Annotated in this window: 19 protein-coding genes; 5 read left to right on the forward strand and 14 right to left on the reverse strand. The window is 36.6% G+C overall.

Features of this window, described 5'->3' with window-relative positions; all coding sequences use genetic code 11:
- Positions 1-47: 47 nt before the first annotated feature.
- Positions 48-2,030, reverse strand: coding sequence for a flotillin family protein (locus tag ND2E_RS09840; RefSeq protein WP_223303613.1), 1,983 nt, complete (start codon positions 2,028-2,030; stop codon positions 48-50).
- A gap of 83 nt (positions 2,031-2,113) precedes the next feature.
- Positions 2,114-2,746 carry an OB-fold-containig protein gene (locus ND2E_RS09835; RefSeq protein WP_033094076.1) on the reverse strand — a complete coding sequence of 211 codons (633 nt, stop codon included), beginning with the start codon at positions 2,744-2,746 and terminating at the stop codon, positions 2,114-2,116.
- Between the two features lie 276 nt (positions 2,747-3,022).
- Here ND2E_RS09835 and ND2E_RS09830 point away from each other — a divergent pair, with 276 nt between their 5' ends.
- Positions 3,023-3,547 carry a zf-TFIIB domain-containing protein gene (locus ND2E_RS09830; RefSeq protein ID WP_033094077.1) on the forward strand — a complete coding sequence of 175 codons (525 nt, stop codon included), beginning with the start codon at positions 3,023-3,025 and terminating at the stop codon, positions 3,545-3,547.
- Between the two features lie 458 nt (positions 3,548-4,005).
- Here the strand turns inward: ND2E_RS09830 and ND2E_RS09825 are convergent, their stop codons facing one another.
- The 4 genes from ND2E_RS09825 to ND2E_RS0121555 form a co-directional block, all read right to left on the reverse strand.
- Complete coding sequence (locus ND2E_RS09825) at positions 4,006-4,488, reverse strand: LEA type 2 family protein (RefSeq protein ID WP_033094078.1); 483 nt, start codon at positions 4,486-4,488, stop codon at positions 4,006-4,008.
- 206 nt (positions 4,489-4,694) lie between these two features.
- Positions 4,695-5,288, reverse strand: a complete 594-nt coding sequence (locus ND2E_RS09820) for a dienelactone hydrolase family protein (protein ID WP_052056566.1) — start codon at positions 5,286-5,288, stop codon at positions 4,695-4,697.
- Between the two features lie 100 nt (positions 5,289-5,388).
- Positions 5,389-5,607: a DUF7661 family protein gene (locus ND2E_RS09815; RefSeq protein WP_033094178.1), complete on the reverse strand. Its 219-nt coding sequence runs from the start codon at positions 5,605-5,607 to the stop codon at positions 5,389-5,391.
- A gap of 104 nt (positions 5,608-5,711) precedes the next feature.
- Positions 5,712-6,068 carry a hypothetical protein gene (locus ND2E_RS0121555; RefSeq protein ID WP_033094079.1) on the reverse strand — a complete coding sequence of 119 codons (357 nt, stop codon included), beginning with the start codon at positions 6,066-6,068 and terminating at the stop codon, positions 5,712-5,714.
- Between the two features lie 456 nt (positions 6,069-6,524).
- Here ND2E_RS0121555 and ND2E_RS09810 point away from each other — a divergent pair, with 456 nt between their 5' ends.
- Positions 6,525-7,010 (forward strand): universal stress protein, encoded by a 486-nt coding sequence (locus ND2E_RS09810; protein WP_033094080.1) that lies wholly within the window; start codon positions 6,525-6,527, stop codon positions 7,008-7,010.
- A gap of 231 nt (positions 7,011-7,241) precedes the next feature.
- On the opposite strand, the gene ND2E_RS09805 is transcribed toward ND2E_RS09810, so the two are convergent.
- The 3 genes from ND2E_RS09805 to ND2E_RS09795 form a co-directional block, all read right to left on the reverse strand.
- Entirely contained in the window at positions 7,242-7,640 is a 399-nt protein-coding gene (locus tag ND2E_RS09805; RefSeq protein WP_033094081.1) for a PAS domain-containing protein, read from the reverse strand.
- Between the two features lie 204 nt (positions 7,641-7,844).
- Positions 7,845-8,306 carry a flavodoxin family protein gene (locus ND2E_RS09800; RefSeq protein ID WP_033094179.1) on the reverse strand — a complete coding sequence of 154 codons (462 nt, stop codon included), beginning with the start codon at positions 8,304-8,306 and terminating at the stop codon, positions 7,845-7,847.
- A gap of 123 nt (positions 8,307-8,429) precedes the next feature.
- On the reverse strand, positions 8,430-9,380 hold the full coding sequence (locus tag ND2E_RS09795; protein ID WP_033094082.1) for a nucleoside recognition domain-containing protein: 951 nt from the start codon (positions 9,378-9,380) through the stop codon (positions 8,430-8,432).
- A 104-nt stretch (positions 9,381-9,484) separates the two neighbouring features.
- On the opposite strand from ND2E_RS09795, the gene ND2E_RS09790 reads away from it, so the two are divergent.
- Positions 9,485-9,967, forward strand: a complete 483-nt coding sequence (locus tag ND2E_RS09790) for an Lrp/AsnC family transcriptional regulator (protein ID WP_223303615.1) — start codon at positions 9,485-9,487, stop codon at positions 9,965-9,967.
- A gap of 137 nt (positions 9,968-10,104) precedes the next feature.
- Here ND2E_RS09790 and ND2E_RS09785 read toward each other — a convergent pair whose 3' ends face one another.
- Together ND2E_RS09785 and ND2E_RS09780 are read right to left on the reverse strand one after the other, a co-directional pair.
- Positions 10,105-11,415: a DUF3300 domain-containing protein gene (locus ND2E_RS09785; RefSeq protein ID WP_052056590.1), complete on the reverse strand. Its 1,311-nt coding sequence runs from the start codon at positions 11,413-11,415 to the stop codon at positions 10,105-10,107.
- 123 nt (positions 11,416-11,538) lie between these two features.
- Positions 11,539-12,474, reverse strand: coding sequence for a LysR family transcriptional regulator (locus ND2E_RS09780; RefSeq protein WP_033094182.1), 936 nt, complete (start codon positions 12,472-12,474; stop codon positions 11,539-11,541).
- Between the two features lie 115 nt (positions 12,475-12,589).
- On the opposite strand from ND2E_RS09780, the gene ND2E_RS09775 reads away from it, so the two are divergent.
- The gene (locus ND2E_RS09775; RefSeq protein WP_033094083.1) at positions 12,590-13,618 is read left to right on the forward strand and encodes a zinc-binding alcohol dehydrogenase family protein; all 1,029 of its coding nucleotides are present in this window, start codon (positions 12,590-12,592) and stop codon (positions 13,616-13,618) included.
- A gap of 77 nt (positions 13,619-13,695) precedes the next feature.
- The gene (locus tag ND2E_RS09770; protein ID WP_033094084.1) at positions 13,696-13,986 is read left to right on the forward strand and encodes a putative quinol monooxygenase; all 291 of its coding nucleotides are present in this window, start codon (positions 13,696-13,698) and stop codon (positions 13,984-13,986) included.
- 121 nt (positions 13,987-14,107) lie between these two features.
- Here ND2E_RS09770 and ND2E_RS09765 read toward each other — a convergent pair whose 3' ends face one another.
- The 3 genes from ND2E_RS09765 to ND2E_RS09755 all read right to left on the reverse strand — a co-directional run bounded on the left by ND2E_RS09765 (position 14,108) and on the right by ND2E_RS09755 (position 16,501).
- Positions 14,108-15,457, reverse strand: a complete 1,350-nt coding sequence (locus tag ND2E_RS09765; protein ID WP_081962044.1) for an ATP-binding protein — start codon at positions 15,455-15,457, stop codon at positions 14,108-14,110.
- A 68-nt stretch (positions 15,458-15,525) separates the two neighbouring features.
- Positions 15,526-16,203, reverse strand: a complete 678-nt coding sequence (locus tag ND2E_RS09760) for a response regulator transcription factor (RefSeq protein ID WP_033094085.1) — start codon at positions 16,201-16,203, stop codon at positions 15,526-15,528.
- A 25-nt stretch (positions 16,204-16,228) separates the two neighbouring features.
- Positions 16,229-16,501: a PepSY domain-containing protein gene (locus ND2E_RS09755; RefSeq protein ID WP_033094086.1), complete on the reverse strand. Its 273-nt coding sequence runs from the start codon at positions 16,499-16,501 to the stop codon at positions 16,229-16,231.
- Between the last annotated feature and the right edge of the window lie 54 nt (positions 16,502-16,555).

Raw genomic sequence — 16,555 nt, forward strand, 5'->3', positions numbered from 1 at the left:
TTGCAAAGGTAAGCTGCATAATACCTACTTATACTATGATGAATTTTCTACTTTACGTCTGAAGTTTTTTGGTTACCCAAATTTAATAGACTCGCCAATGCACCTTTTTGAGTATCATCTGCATTATTCAATGTTGAAAGTAGACTTGCCATATTGAAATTTTTCATTGTTTCACTCGTTTGTGAAGCGCCAGCAAGAACACCGCCGAGATCGTCCATAATATTTCGATCGCCGTTTAAGTGCTCTTTAAATAGCGCTTTTACAGTATCACTTTCATCAACTAAACCATCGATAGACTTACCAACGGTTATCGATTTCATGAATTGACGTAAGAACTCACCGTCACCACCCATAATATTAATATTAGCTTCGCTCAGTGCAGTAGCTAATACATCGGCCTGTTTCTCAGCCAAATCAACACTGTTATCTAATTTAGCCAGTGTTAATTCACGCTCTTGATTTAGGCGTAACCCAAAGGTTTCAAACTCTCGTGCTTGCTCTGACATCGAATTAAGCACTTCTTGTTTTTCACGTAAACCTGTAGCTTCTGCCAGTGATTTCTCTTCAATGCCTTTTGCTTCTGCAGTAAGTTTAAGCTCAAGCGCCTTAGCCTCTGCTTCCCCCTGCCTTTCATGAGCATCTGCTTGCGCCAACGTTATTTGCGCTTCAGCCAAACCTTTAGATGCGGCTTCAGCCTGATCACCTTCTGCCAAAATTTTCTTCGATTCAGCCTGTTTACTCGCAGCTTTTAACTCAGCTTCTGCGATTGTTTGCATTTTTCTAGCTGTATGTTCAGCAGCTTTCTCTTGTGCTTTAGCTGATTCAATATCTTTTACCAGCGCTTCTTCTGCTTCGCCTTTAGCCTTTATAACTTGTTCATCTTTTTGGCGATTCGCTTCAGAAACAACACGTAAATCTTTAATACGCTCTTCTTCTTCAGCAACATTTTTTTCTACAGCAATTCTTTCTCTTTGAACTTCAGCTATATTTTTACGCTCAACTTCTAATGCTTTTTCTTTATCGATACGCAGTGTTTCTACTTCTTTTTGACGATCAATTTCTTCAACTTGACGCGCACGAGTAACTTTCTCTTCCTCAATAGCGACGGCTCTAAAGCGATTTTGCTCAGCAATATCAGCCTCTCGTTGTTTATTCTCTTCAGCAACAGCAACAACCTGCTCTGTGTCTATTCGTGCCTTTTCTGATTTACAACGCTCTTCTTCAACAATTTTTGCCGTTTCTGCTTCTTCACGCGCTTTAACTGAAGCTATTTCACGTTCTTGTTTTGCTTGAGCATCAGCCAATTGACGTTCAAGTTCTAAATTCTTTTCTTCCGCTTCAATGTCTTGACGCTTTATACGTACTTCTTCTTGCCTTTTTAAATCATTTGTTTCAACACTTTGCTGAGCGGTTAATTCTGTAATACGTCTAATACCTTCAGCATCCATAATATTATTTGGATCTAAATCATGAATTGATGTTTGTTCAAGAAAATCAATCGCTACATCTTCCAATACATAACCCGATAAATCTTGCCCAATAACCTCTTTGATTTTGTCTCTAAATATATCGCGCTGAGTAAATAGTTCAGTAAAGTTTAACTGTTTACCAACTGTTTTGAGTGCCTCTGAAAATTTTGCCTCAAACAACTCTTGTAGTGTTTCTGGATAAGAAGAGCGATCACAACCAACTTGCTTTGCAACCCGTAAAATGTCTTCTTTCGTCTCATTTACTCGAATATAAAAAGTAATAATGATATCTGCTCGAATATTATCTTGGCAGATGAGGCCAGAGCGACCTTTTCGTTCAAGCATCATTCGTTTGGTCGATATATCCATAATTTCTTTCTTATGGATTACAGGGATCACCATTCCACCAGTGGTGCTAATTTCAGGCTCCGCCCTTAGTTTATTGATGATTAAGGCTTGGCCTTGTTCTACTTTGTTGTAAAACTTAGCAATCATGATTAAAAGTGAAAAGACGAAAAGTACGCCAATTCCTATAGCTAGATAAAGTGGTTCCATTACCATGTGTTTTTCCTCTTATTTAAAACAACTGCCACCCGATAGTGACCAAGTAGATTATGATTTTTAAACTGTAAACGTGTGATTTATTACGGTGTGTAAGGCGCAACAATATAAGCATGGTTTTCTTGCAAGTACTCTATAACCAAGACATTATCGCCCATCTTCAATGTATGCTCAGGATCGCATCGAACATCTACTAAGATTTCAGCGCCATTATTAAATAAACGTGCTTGACCAAAAGTTTCACTTACTTTGTTCGTTGCAACAGTGGCTTCTTTGCCGACTAAATGATCACTAGTTGCGGCCTCTACGCTTTTGAACATCCCTTTTAAAGGACGTATAACAATTGCCGTGATAGGCAGTGAGATGAAGAAAACTATAAAACTACTAAGTGCTCCTAGAAGATAATAAAGCCAACCATCAGGCAGCCAAGTAAGTAAATAGAATTGAAGATAAAAACTAATTAGCCAACAAATAAGAATGATAATGCTGATTACTAAGGTAAATGGAACCCCGGTTAACCCAAAGGTTAAAAGCAAACCTGTTATGCCACCAACAGAAACATCACTGTCTAGATCTACATCAAGATCAGCATCCCCAGAAAAATCTAAATCGACAAATCCCAGTAGACCAATAATCCAATATACGACGACAATACCAAGTAGAGTGGAATATATTACGGTGGGAAATTGAGAAGCGACTTCAAGTAGTTGTTCCATTGTTCATCCTTAAAACAAATAGCCAACAATAACTATTTTTATATTTTTCTTGCTTGTTAAAAACCATACGCCATTGACATAATATGTCAATGGATTTTACTCTTTAACATTTTTATAACACAAACACTACCATAGCCCTCACTAGAAATCATCAATATCAAAATAAAACTACTCTCATGATTTTATAGACTTTTCTAGTGACATTATTTAATTAATAATTATATGATGGTCGTTACCATTGAATATCTCGACAATTTTAAAAAGGATTTATTACATATGAAATGTACAAGTTGTAAAAAAGGTGAATTAATCCCAAGTTTCATAGATGGACAATTTAGAGCACACACTTGCTCGAACTGTAATGGAAACTGGATTTTGATAGAAGATTATGTTGCTTGGAAGGAACGTAACCCTCAATACTCTTTCGACGAAAACACACATTGCGATGTAGACGAAACCAAGCAAGCATTGTTATGCCCAGTAAGCGGTACAATTATGAGAAAGCTACGCCTTTCATCAGCGACAGAGCATCGTATTGATTATAGTGCAAACGTTGGGGGTGTATGGTTGGATAAAGGTGAATGGGAGCTGCTCAAAGAAGAAGGATTAGCAGGTTCATTAAATGCATTATTGACCTCACATTGGCAGCGTAATATTCGCATTAACAATACCAAAGATAAATTTGGTAATGAATCGTACGATAAAGTGAAAGAGCTTAGAAAGTGGTTGTATCAACAACCAAATAAAGCTGATTTAAGATCTTACATTTTAGCTGAAGATCCATACTCTGCTGAGAGATAACCTAACTAAAAGGGATTTATATGAAAGGTGCAGTTGTCATATAACACTTATGTTGACCTTATAATAATGCTCTATTGATTTTAAATCCTAGTTAACGCTATAACTACCACCTATACATTTATGATGAGAATGCGCCATAGTTTTCTTTAATATAGAGCTTTATAAATAATGTATTGTATCGCTAAGTACAAAGCCCTAATGTTAACTTTTAAACAAACACACCTAAAGCAAGACACTAACAAACCAATTAAAAATAAATTAGGTAAACTTTGCCTAGACAAGAATCACAAGTTAATACTATTAAAAATCCAGTTATTAACTTGTGATAATGATTACTAAAAATCCCAAAAGAAAATCCTGCCTCATTTAGGGTAAATAAACTTCAACTTAATCTAATGAAATAAAATTCATTTACCAATCAGTGCTTATAACCTTGTGTTGATGTTAATTTCTCAGTACTAATCAAGGCTTCTTACCAAAGGAACAATGCCATCTTGAATAACGGTCAATTTGGGCATAAAGGGAATGTCGATATCTAATTTGGCCTCAAGTTGATAACTAATATCCTGCCCTTTACTTGCCATCAACGCTTTTATTACCTTAAATCCTCCGAATAAACTCGCTGAAATTGGCACCACAAAGCGCGATTCTCCATAAGCTTTTGCAGTAGGAATGTTCGAGGCAACACCATGGGCTAACTCCTCCCCTGCCACGCTAAGTTGATAGCTTATACCATTAAACGGCAGGTCGAAATTATTAGGATTAGTTAACTTCAACCCTATTTCAAAGTTTTGCTCAAAACCATTAGCTGGTAGCGCCTTAAAAGAAGTTAATTCAACACTCGGTTCTTCATAATCGAGATTCATGCTGGCGCAGCCAGACAAGAAAAACAGTGCTGCCACCAAAAAGCAGCGCATGTGCAGCGCTCTAGCTATAGTCATTATTTATCCTTAGTAAGTAAATTGCTTTTAATTAAAAGTCATGTTTAATACATTTTACTAGTTATCAGTAAACTATTCATCCAACAAACTCGGCGGATAATATTACTCATTGTCACTAATCTGACATGACTACTAGTGATAACGACTAATTAGACAAGTTGAATGGTATTTTGTATCAGTAATCATATTAATAGGGCTGTAAGTGGCTAGATTATTGTTAGATTAACAAAGTTATCCTCTTTAATAGCATATTTGTTATTAATTGAGCGCAGAAAATTAATATACCTCGTATAACCAGAGTTATCATAATTTGTCGAATGAGAGTTCATAAAACCATGCAAATATTCGACTCGTTCAGTGTTAACCTTCGTTTTTCTAGCAAGGCTATTTTGCAACTCAACAACATCAAAATGTGGCTCGTTTTTTGGGAATATCAAATGCACTTCAAACCGAGGTTCAACCTGAGTGAAATTTCTGATTTGTGAGCCATAAAAGCAATAAGCTTTGTTAATCAAGGGATTAATTGTTGCCTCAGACAAACGCCAAGTAATACTTGCTCCGACACTAAAACCAATTAGTATTGTTTGTTGCTCAATTGCTTCGACCTCATTTACTAAGTGAGCTAGATAGTTATCTAATCCAACGGTCTTTACAAAATATTCGTAGGCTTCCGCTTCTGTATTAAATCCCATCATTTGACCTTCATACGGCTCAACAATATGACTGGCACCTAATTTTTCACTTATTTTCAATAAAGCAGGCGTTAGCCCAAAAACATCTGAAACTAATATAATGCTCATAAAATTTACCGGTTAACGCTCAACTATAGAAGTAAAAGACAATTGACTAACCTGTGCAGCGAAGGAAACATCATTTTAGCCACTTAAATAAGCAATTATTTTAACTTAGTTCTATTACATTTGGGTGTTTCTCAGATGAATATTCATGGTAAATATCATCGAGGTAAGTTCCAAGTTCAGTTGGCTTTAAATCTGATGGGATAACAACGTCGTAGACTCGTGAGCGAATACCTGTGTCTGATTCATTAAACAGTTGCCACTCTGCATCTTTTTTAAGTATTGACATCTGCTTGCCAAACACATTGAATTTAATAATCACCAACAAAAACTCCAAAAAGTACGCTTCATTAAAAGAGAAAATATTAACGACAACAAGTAACTAAAGTCAAACAACAACTGCTTACTGCGCTTATTTAACTGTAGTTAAACTTTTTGACCGCTCAACACTTTTCCGACAAAGAGTAAAGTAAATAAAGCCAGAATATTTATCGTTATTATCGCTTCGCCAATTTCAAAAATAGCCGCCACTTTGACACCATAACTTAATCCAATGGTAAGTGACTCACTCTCAATGGTTATAATCTGCAACAAGCAAAACCAAAAGCACAATTTAATAGCCTTCAATTCTTTTTTATAAATATAAAAGATTAAATAGCCGCTAGCTAAAATCACAAAACCCAAAGCTAAAATTTTGCCATAAATAGAAGCGTGAAATCCTACGCTTTGATTTGTTATTAGTAAAAAGATAGACGCCGCTGTCAGCAATATATTAATAGCCAAGAAGCAATAAATTGTGATTGTGCTCTTATTGAAAGATTAAATCATAGATATCCAAGAGATTAGTCCTGTTAACAGGCAAATAATAGTTCACCTGAACTCGGTTTAAGAGACAATTAACCAATTGAAATATAAGCACAAAACACCCCGATTAGTTTCTGGCTTGATAACTTTTCTTAACTCAAGGCAAATTTCGCGTCAATAGCTGGTCTATTGCAAGTAAATTTAACGCAAAAGTTAGGAAAATAGGTAGAAGAACTTACCAGTTTAATTAAGGCAATAAAGCTATAAACATAGCTAATAATACAATGACTCGACATCATTAGTTAGTTTTAATGAATAATGATTTTCCTTACACGCCATAATTACCATAGGCTATGCTTGATTTACATCAAATAAACTTTTCGGTTAAGTCGTATGCTTATCTTAATTACTTCAAAATAGATAAAGGGAAACGTCATGACAGAAATCAATACTATTTTATATGCTACTGACCTTGGAAAACATACAAGACCAGCTTTTCGTATGGCAGTAAGTCTTGCCAAAAGCCATAACGCTAAAATTCATTTCCTTTATGTCATAGAACCATTGAATACTAATACTGCATCATTGGTTAACTCCTATTTACCTGAAGGTACCATAGAAGATATATACCAGCGCTCACTTGATGAGTTGCATGAGAAAGTTAAAAATCGTATTGATACATTCTGCTTAGAAGAATTAGACGGTGAAGAATTTCCAGGAGGGAAACCTGTAGCAGATATTATTGAAGGTTCACCTGCCGCTACTATAGTTAGTTTCGCAGAAGAAAAGAGTGTTGATTTAATTGTGATGGGTAGTCACGCACACAGCGTATTAAACAATCTATTTATAGGCTCTGTTGCTGATAAAGTCGTGAACAGATCAGCGACCCCGGTATTACTTGTCCCTTTAAAAAGTGACTAGTGAGAGGTAAGTACTTGAATAATTGTCGTACATTAAAACCGTTTTATATGCAGATGGTTACATTGATAAAGTAGCGTTCATTATACCTTAATGGATTAAAGCCATCTCAAAATAACGGTTAACGACTAGGGATTATGGTAATCCTAACGACTGGGATAAAAGCAAATGAATACAATTGACTGCCTATAATGTCAATTGTATTCTTCAAAGTTTATGGTGACGATTTAGAGTCTACTCAATTCTATTAGTGAGCGATTTTTTATAGTCTAGTTTACAGGCTTGATATACACTTTCTGATACTTCATTACCAAAACATCGCGTGTGCACAAATTCTCCACCTTCAACATAAACACTTGAGCTATAAAGTATATATTTCATTTTATGTTTACCGCAGACCATCGCGGGGAAATTTGAAAAAGGTTCAAATTTAGCCAGTTTAATCATCATCTGTTCTAAACACGATTTATCAAATTGGAACTCAGACACATGATGCCCGACATATTCTTCTTCGGTGTAGCCTAATATCTTGAGTTCATGCTCGTTGGCATATTTAATTATGCCCTCAGGTGAAACCGTGTGGATGCCAACATTTGCATTTTCAATAAAATCTACAGCATTTTCTATAAGCACTTTTTTAACGACCTTGATTGCTTTATTCGGAAATTATTATATTCATTATTTTATATTAGGTAAAATATAACGTGAGAATACTTAGCGCTGATCAATAGGCTTTGTAAATTATTGCTTCCTTCACCATTAATGGCAATTAAACCCAATAACTATCCTAATTAATATACTATCCACTTGGACGCTTATCGTCAGAATAAAAGAAAGTTAATAAATACCAACATCAAGCCCAGCAGCCATTGTCATACCAAGCTCTTCACATTGCTCAAGAAATGTAGCTTGCCAAGCTCCACGGCACACTAAGGGAACTTGAATCCAGTGCCAACGTAATCCTGTACAAATTGATTCAACAGCTCGACAAGTACCTGTACCATCATGACCAGCGCGTACATATAACGCACAAGGTAATCCCTGCTTTATTTCTAAACAGGGATAATAGCAGCGATCAAAAAAATCCTTCAACGCACCGCTCATATAACCAAGGTTTTCGGTTGTCCCCATGATTATGCCATCACAACTTAATACATCATCTGGTGTGGCTGCTAAGGGTTGTACCCAGTGTGTTTCAACTTGTTCAATGTCAGAATGCTTAGCACCTTTTAAAACTGCTTCAGCCATTAATCGTGTATTGTCAGAAGGTGCGTGCGCTACGATTAGGAGTTTTTTCATAGTAATACTCACGTTAACTTTAAACATCCCATTGGGGATAAAGGTTCCGCCAAATTTAGTTCACTCTTTTAAAGTACAACTATAGTAAATAAAACGCTAAGTATGTTGCTTGATTGCATTTTTCTACTGAGATTTGCTCATTGGCTTTAACAAAATTGATTCTTTAATTGCAATATATTTAGCAAGTAGAGCCACTATCACGATTGCGAATATAATCCTTAACCATAATATTGCGACAACATCTGCACCTAATAATAAGATCAATAAGGTATCTTCAATCAAACTATGAGCCAAACTTAGAAAACTAATAGAGAGCAATACATCTTTTTTACTAATATGTCCCTTTTTAATTTCTGAAATGAGCAAGCCAGCCCCATAACTTAACCCCAGTGTAATGCCTGTAATGGTAATGTTGCTAGCATCTTTGGTAATGTCGAGTAATTTAAATATTGGTGATAATAGTTTTTGTAATAAGCTTTCAACACCAATTTTTTTCAATATTCTTAATAATATAATCAAAGCCGAGATGATAAAGAAGATGCTAATCAACATTTGTAATTGATCGAGTCCCCATTGCATCAACGTTTGTTCTTTCACCTCGTGTTGCCAAAGCAATACAGCAGCCTGTTGTTGATAATCCAATGCAGTATAAAGCCAATTTACCAGGGCAGCCAAGAGTAGCCCTCCTCCTATCTTCAAGCCGATTGTGAGTCGCCAGCTGACCCCAACCATTTTAGCAACAGCACCTTCAATAGGAACTGAATGCGAAATTAAAATTAAAATACCAATCACTGATACCTGTGCCACAGAGAGTTCAAGCTGAGCTGTAACATCAACAAACACCACCATCGCTGTAAATATATTCGTTAAAATAGCCGTTGCCCACACTAATCCTAATTGTTCTGGAAGCCCAACAAGCTCCATAAAAGGAGCTAGAATTGCTGCTAACCACTGGGTTCCACCAAGTAAGTCTAATATTTTAACTACGATAATCGCCGGTACCATCACTTTTAATAACGTCAGATAAACTTGGCTAACTTCTTGAAATACACTCTTTATAGGCTTAATAAACATAAATTTTGCTCTACTGCTGAATTTTATGAGTAGTATAATAACGCTACAATTAAGAAATAATTCCAATTATTCTTCACAAAAGTTAATATAAGTTTCTTTTTACTATGATTATATTAATTATGTTTCTTGACAGACTAGACAAAGCGATTCTGCGTCAATTACAAAGTGACGCGTCAGTAAGTAATGTCAAACTTGCTGAAATAGTTAACCTATCTGCACCCGCTTGTTTAAAACGGGTTAAACGGTTAGAAGATCAAGGTGTTATAAATAAACGAGTTGCCCTATTGGATCAAACCAAGTTTGGCAGTTGTCTGCATATGATTGTTGAAATTATGATGCATCAGGATAGGTTAGATCTGAATGAAACCTTTAGCAAAGCGATAAAGAACTGTGAGCAAGTTCATGAGTGCTACAAAGTAACGGGAGAGGTGGACTTTGTGTTAGTGGTTGTGGTGCCAGATATGCCGAGCTATGAATTGTTCTGTGAAGAAATATTATACCGCCACTCAAATATGCGTAACTTCAGAACCTTAATTTCTATGAACCGAATAAAATACGACACTAAGGTTTATATTCCTATTGATTAATTAATAAAGGTTAGAGTCTATAATTATAAGAATTAAACAACTAATTTTCCCCCATAGAGATGCAGAGCTTACTTAAGAAGATCACAGTCAATGATCTTCTGATAAATACCTTCACGGCCCCCAACATGAACAAAACACTAGTTATTTCTCTTCTTAGTTTGATGATGCCTAGTCGGCGCTGCCGAATGTCTTGATGACTGCCTTACTGAATGTTTCTGTGCCGCTCTATTTACTGGGCGATTATAAGCAGTCTGCTTTTTAACTGATGTTCTGTGTACTCGGGTATTCTGGGCTGTATTTTTGTACTTCTTTTGATAATTTTTTACTTGTTTATACTGTTGCTGGTTACTCACCTGTTGTTTATTGGAGTAATGCTGTTTTACCTTATGATTACTGTTAAGTACCTTGTGACTACGCGCATTGCTGGTACGTACTTTCGAGTTATTAATATTTGAGATTCTAACCATTTTATTATGCTTGATGGCTTTATTTTTGTAGTACTTGTTTTTATAAACATGACCTTTGCGAACATTATTTTTATATGTATTTGTGCTGTAAACGCTAGGACGAGAGCCATAATATTTATGCTTTAATCGCCCGTTACTGTAGGCAACACCGCGTCTATGTTTGGGTTGATGGTTCCAACGCTTTGCACTATGACTTGTCACAATTTTTTTTCTAGGATGATAACCTGGACGATTATAGTGATTAACGATCACATGGCGGTTGTGCCAATGAAAAGCACTAAAATAGAAGTGACTGCTGATATGCACGCCATGGCCCCAATAAAAATGACCATAATGAGCGGCATAGTAATTAGGGTTATGCCAATAAACAGGAGGGTAATGCGCCCAATGCCAGCGGCCATACACTACGCGAGTATCATAATAAGGCACATAAATAATTTCAGGTTGCGCAGGTTCAATAATGATTACTTTACGCTCTTTAATTACCTTAACATTGTCCAAATTGGCCAAGTTACCCGCTTGTTCAGCTTGTTGCCTCAACGTCTGAATACTGGCAAGAACTCGGGCTTCATCTTGTAAAAAAGCGTCACCAAGTGCTTGCATCCATGTTAAGTCTTCACTTAATTTAGTTATTACTCGTGGAAAAACTAACAGTGCTTTGATACTGGCATCCCAATCTTTTTTCTCTGCTTTTTTTATTACTTGTTCAGCCGTTAGTTTCGAGTGTTTATTAAGCCACCGTTCAGCTTCAATAACCTCAAGCGGGTAAGTTGATGCAATTAATATATGGGTAAGTAACGTATCTGGGTACAAGGCGATGGGGGCTAATGTTTGCGCAAGCTCAGCTTCTGAAAGCACAACCTCTTGCTCTATATTTTTCTCTAAGGAAGCTGAAAATGCAGGAGCGGCCAAGAAAATAATGGATAAAACAACTATCCCTATCATCACCAGATGTTTTACTACGACGGAGTGAAAGTACATAAGCTCACCTTTGTTCATAACTAATCTTATGGTTAGCATACGACTATTAAGCTGAACAAAGGCTGAACATACTTAGAGCAGATTCAAAACACAGTTAAAGAATGATGAGAATAGCGACTTCTACTACTCAATATCGCTTTTATTAAGTATGCCTTGCTCGATTAACTTATTCTGAATAATGGTGCATTTTTCTTTTAACATATCCCTTAATAACCGTACTGCTGGTGTTATCGACTGCCTGCTTGGGCAGACAAGCCATAATTCAGTTTTTCTCGGTTGATAATCGTTCATAATACTAACAACGTTACCCGACAGTAGATCATTTGACATATCTAGGCTTGATTTCACCGCAATGCCTTTTCCTGCTACACACCAACGCCTTACTAAGTCACCATCATTGGATGCGCGATTTCCTTGCATCTGAATTTTGAATACTTCCCCCTGATGAGCAAATTTCCAAATATCATGTACAACATCGTGTAATTGATAAAAGAGTCCATTATGAGCGCTTAAATCTTGCAGGTTTTGAGGAGTACTGTTGTCTTTAAGGTATTGAGGCGATGCACAAAGTTTCCCAGGCACATTACAAATTTTAAAACCATAAAGGTTTGAGTCGCTAGGTGAGCCATAACGTATTGCCACATCAACTGAGTCTCGATAAAAATCAATATTGCTATCACTTATATTCAACTTCAAAGCGACCTTAGGGTAATTTTGTACAAATTCGTCGAGCCAAGGTGCAATTAGGTTACGCCCTAAATCTGATGATATTGCAATGCGTAGCTCACCATCAACAATATCTAAATCATCACGCATATTACGCTTTGCTTGCTCAAGCATTAACAATGCCTGCTGACACTGAGGAATATACCTTTCCCCTGCGCTAGATATTTTCAACTGCCTCGTTGTTCGAATGAATAGATCTACACCTAATGCAGCTTCTACCCTTTTTATCGCAGCACTCGCAGTGGCGGTTCTCATATCAATACTCGCGGCAGCCTTAGTAATACTCTTAAACTCGGCAACTTTTAGGACGACTTGTAGATCTTCAAGCAACATATTGTCAAATATTTTTTGATAATGATTCAATTATTATGCTGTTTATCTTTATTAAATCAAGATCTATTATTATCACCGTTAGCAGCAAACGACTTTAAACATGCGGAGAATACACATGAAAGCTATTGGTTATAAAAAATCGTTACCCATCAGTGATACTGAATCATTAATAGATATAGAACTACCTCAGCCAAAAGCGACTGGCCGTGACATCTTAGTAAAAGTTAGTGCGATTGCTGTCAATCCTGTCGATTATAAAATCAGACAAAACAAGCCGTCGGAGACTGATGAATATAAAGTAATTGGTTGGGATGCTGTCGGTGAAATAGTCGCTATGGGTGAAAATGCTACCAAATTTCAGCTCGGTGACCTGGTGTATTATGCCGGTGATTTAAATCGCCAAGGCAGCAACGCAGAATATCAATTAGTTGATGAACGCATCGTTGGCCATAAACCTAAAAGCTTATCTGATATTGAAGCAGCGGCTTTGCCTTTAACTACCATAACCGCTTATGAAATGTTATTTGAACATCTAGCCTTGCCTAAGATATTACCTAATTCATCTGAACAGTCTAATGACGTTATTTTAGTAGTTGGTGCTGCGGGTGGTGTTGGTTCTATTTTAGTGCAACTTGCCAAAACAATTACTGGTGCAACAATTATTGCAACAGCATCGCGAGAAACCTCAAAAACGTGGGTAGAAAAACTCGGGGCGCACTATGTTGTCGATCATACCAAGGCACTAAAACCACAAATTGACGCCCTTAATATTGGTCAAGTTACCCATGTTGCCAGTCTTAACGGTACAGAAGGCTATTTCGATGCCTATATAGAACTACTTGCTCCCTTTGGCAGAATTGCCATGATTGATGATCCTCAAAAACCTCTAGATGTAATGAAGATGAAACTGAAAAGTTTATCCTTACATATTGAGTTTATGTTTGCTCGCTCTATGTTTAATGCCATCGATATTGAGGAACAAAGCCAGTTACTAAATCATGTCTCTGATTTAATTGATCAGGGTTACATTCAAACAACAGTTGGTAAAGAGCTTGGTTTAATTAATGCTGACAACCTAAAACTGGCTCATCAAAAGTTAGAGTCAGGAAAGTCTATTGGCAAAATAGTTCTCCAAGGCTTTTAAAGCTATAAATTCAAGTACAAATTTATGCCGAAATGATGAAAAGACACGGCAAAAAACAATTTACTAAAGGAACAAGCATGAACCAATTAACCATTATCGCTAAAATCGAAGCCAAGACTTCTGATATAGACTTAGTGAAAACCGAACTTTTAAAACTTATTGAGATCACCCGTACTGAACAAGGCTGCATTACTTATGATCTACACCAAGATAACGCTAATCCCGCGCTGTTCATCTTTTATGAAAACTGGAAGACGCGTGAATTATGGCAAGCGCATATGGTCAATGACCATTTGAAAGCCTACATGAAAGCAACAGAAGGTAGGGTTGAAACTTTCACTCTCAATGAAATGACAAATATTAACTAAACCAGTAATAGAATAGGGTTGCTACAAGACTGTGGCAACCCTATTTATAGTTCTCTTATTTTAGCGACAATACATGTATTTATGCAGTTCGAGCCATAGTGCTTTATTAACCCCCTCACATTTATGTTTTATCAGTAAAACTTAAGGTAAATTTCGCCCCACCGAGTGCCGCAGAAGTACCAATATGCATTTCACCTTGGTAACTTGCCATCAAGTCTCGTACTATCGCCAAACCAACACCATGCCCTGCTTCGTATGTATCAGCCCTGACACCTCGCTCAAGTATTTGCGTAATTTGCTGCTGTTTTATCCCAATACCATCATCTTCTATGCACATTATCAAAGCCTTTTCTTGTTGACTAATCGTGAGCATAATAGTACTTTTCGCCGCTTTATAAGCGTTATCAAGCAAATTACCTAACAGCTCTAATAAATCAGCTTCATCGCCTTTGAAGGTAGGATAGTCTGTGAGGTTAAGCATTAATTGCTTTTGTTCGCTCTGATATATTTTTGCTAAGGTATTTAACAATTTATCTACGACAGGTTTTATATCAATTCCCAGCAGCCAAGAAGAATGACCTGCACTTTGCGCGCGTTTTAACTGATGCTCAATGGTAGCGTTTATTCGATTGATTTGCTCTTGATTAACAGCAGAAATATCCCGTTGTGCTTGCAATACTGCCAATGGCGTTTTCAAGCTATGAGCAAGATCCGATAAAGCATTTCGATAACGTTGCCTTTGCTTTTGTTCTGTTATTAATAGTTGATTTAATTGTGTCGTAAGCTTAGCCAACTCTATGGGATATAAGCTGGTCAGTTTTTCAGCTCTGCCTTGTTCAACCGCTTTAATCTCATGCTCTAAAGTCGATAAGGGTTTTAATGTCCACATCAACCAGACAAGTTGCAGCAATAAAATAATAACCATCAAAACCGCTAAGCCTAACCAAAGTTGTCGTTTAAAATTACTAATAAGTTGGGAGAAAGTTTGTTTGTCTCTAATAATATGTACGGTAATTGGAAAGTTATCACTCCCTTCACTAAAGCTGACCGCATAACTATAAATAAAGTGGGGTGAGCCATTAATTTCAAGACTAAAAAAAGATTTTGCTCCCGTTACCAGCGGGACTAGCTTAATTGATAGTTGCTCATCAACTATATCCATAGTGAGCAAGGATTGAGATCGCCATAAAATAGCATTTCTTAGTGCTCCTGGGGTTGTTTTACTTTTATGTTTCACTGGAGCTGAGATAAAGGCATATAAGCCTGAGTCGCTTACATTAAACTGGTTTTCAATTAAAACTTCAGGCATCACTAGGTTACTTTGCTCGACTTCTGCAACGGCCAAAATAGAATAACTATAGGCACTTAATTCATTTTCGATACTACGCATCATATGTTTTTCGAAGGAATTCATGATAATAAATGCAATGGTAGGTAATATGATGATCACCATCGCAAGTAAACTCACCATTAATCGAACTTTAAGAGAGTTTAGAAAAGCATTAAAATATGGCTTGATTATGTTAAGCAAGAATATACCTAAATGGGAAAGTTAATTAAGCGGTAACCTTGACCACGCTTAGTTTCAATAAAGTTATATTTACCATCTGGATCAAGTTTTTTTCGTAAACGCCTAATGAAGACTTCAATGACATTTGAGTCTAAATCAAAATCTTGATCATAAATATGTTCCGTTAAAGTGGTTTTAGAAACTACCTCCCCCACATGCAACATTAAATACTTAAACACTTTAAATTCATGTGCACTTAAACTGACACTCACCTGCTCCACAAGTACCTGCGAGGTAGCGATATCCAAACTATAGGGGCCATTATTAATCGTGGTACTTGCTTTGCCCGCACTGCGTCTAATTAACGCATTTAAGCGTGAAATGAGTTCTTCAACATGAAAAGGTTTAGTTAAATAATCATCTGCACCAGCATCTAGACCAGCAACTTTATCTTGCCAGCGATCGCGTGCAGTTAGAATGAGAACCGGAAAATCACGACCTTTTTCTCTGAGTGTTTTAACCACTGTAGTACCATCAATCTTAGGTAACCCTAAGTCGATAACGGCAATATCATAGTCATATTCAAGCCCTTGAAATAAAGCAATCTCTCCGTCAGAAGCAACATCTACTGAGTAGTTTTGTAAAAGTAATTGTTGTTGAAGTTCTTGCTGTAATGCCTGATCATCTTCAACTAAAAGTAAACGCATTGCTTTTTCCTCTCGAGTGTTAAACTCATTCAATTTTGCCAGTTTTGGCATTAACTTTTTTAGATACTACCTGCCCATTTGGCTTTACAATCTTTACTTTATACGCAGTATTGTTTTTTTGTTTTTTTACATTTAACACTTTACCACCATAGCGTTTTTTCACCAGTTTAGCCGCTTGCTGTGAGCTAATAGCTTGCTGTTTCTTTTGTGCATTAGTTTGCGTATTTGCCGCCAGAGTGGCTGTACTCAATGTAAATACACTTATCAATAGCGTGAATAAAAGAATTCGTAACATCATCTCAATACCTAATGCAGATAAAACCTATAGAGTACTCAGTGTAAAAGAATGCTT

Origin of the sequence: Colwellia psychrerythraea, from assembly GCF_000764225.1 — a bacterium.
GTDB classification, from domain to species: domain Bacteria; phylum Pseudomonadota; class Gammaproteobacteria; order Enterobacterales; family Alteromonadaceae; genus Colwellia; species Colwellia psychrerythraea_D.

What these genes read in the sequence shown, in the direction of transcription:
- ND2E_RS09780 (WP_033094182.1), bottom strand. Translation starts at nt 12,474, where the DNA reads ATGTTGCTTGAAGATCTACAAGTCGTCCTAAAAGTTGCCGAGTTTAAG.
- ND2E_RS09775 (WP_033094083.1), top strand. Translation starts at nt 12,590, where the DNA reads ATGAAAGCTATTGGTTATAAAAAATCGTTACCCATCAGTGATACTGAA.
- ND2E_RS09760 (WP_033094085.1), bottom strand. Translation starts at nt 16,203, where the DNA reads ATGCGTTTACTTTTAGTTGAAGATGATCAGGCATTACAGCAAGAACTT.
- ND2E_RS09825 (WP_033094078.1), bottom strand. Translation starts at nt 4,488, where the DNA reads ATGACTATAGCTAGAGCGCTGCACATGCGCTGCTTTTTGGTGGCAGCA.
- ND2E_RS09770 (WP_033094084.1), top strand. Translation starts at nt 13,696, where the DNA reads ATGAACCAATTAACCATTATCGCTAAAATCGAAGCCAAGACTTCTGAT.
- ND2E_RS09810 (WP_033094080.1), top strand. Translation starts at nt 6,525, where the DNA reads ATGACAGAAATCAATACTATTTTATATGCTACTGACCTTGGAAAACAT.
- ND2E_RS09840 (WP_223303613.1), bottom strand. Translation starts at nt 2,030, where the DNA reads ATGGTAATGGAACCACTTTATCTAGCTATAGGAATTGGCGTACTTTTC.
- ND2E_RS09830 (WP_033094077.1), top strand. Translation starts at nt 3,023, where the DNA reads ATGAAATGTACAAGTTGTAAAAAAGGTGAATTAATCCCAAGTTTCATA.
- ND2E_RS09820 (WP_052056566.1), bottom strand. Translation starts at nt 5,288, where the DNA reads ATGAGCATTATATTAGTTTCAGATGTTTTTGGGCTAACGCCTGCTTTA.
- ND2E_RS09765 (WP_081962044.1), bottom strand. Translation starts at nt 15,457, where the DNA reads ATGGTGAGTTTACTTGCGATGGTGATCATCATATTACCTACCATTGCA.
- ND2E_RS09785 (WP_052056590.1), bottom strand. Translation starts at nt 11,415, where the DNA reads ATGTACTTTCACTCCGTCGTAGTAAAACATCTGGTGATGATAGGGATA.
- ND2E_RS09835 (WP_033094076.1), bottom strand. Translation starts at nt 2,746, where the DNA reads ATGGAACAACTACTTGAAGTCGCTTCTCAATTTCCCACCGTAATATAT.
- ND2E_RS09800 (WP_033094179.1), bottom strand. Translation starts at nt 8,306, where the DNA reads ATGAAAAAACTCCTAATCGTAGCGCACGCACCTTCTGACAATACACGA.
- ND2E_RS09790 (WP_223303615.1), top strand. Translation starts at nt 9,485, where the DNA reads ATGATTATATTAATTATGTTTCTTGACAGACTAGACAAAGCGATTCTG.
- ND2E_RS09795 (WP_033094082.1), bottom strand. Translation starts at nt 9,380, where the DNA reads ATGTTTATTAAGCCTATAAAGAGTGTATTTCAAGAAGTTAGCCAAGTT.
- ND2E_RS09755 (WP_033094086.1), bottom strand. Translation starts at nt 16,501, where the DNA reads ATGATGTTACGAATTCTTTTATTCACGCTATTGATAAGTGTATTTACA.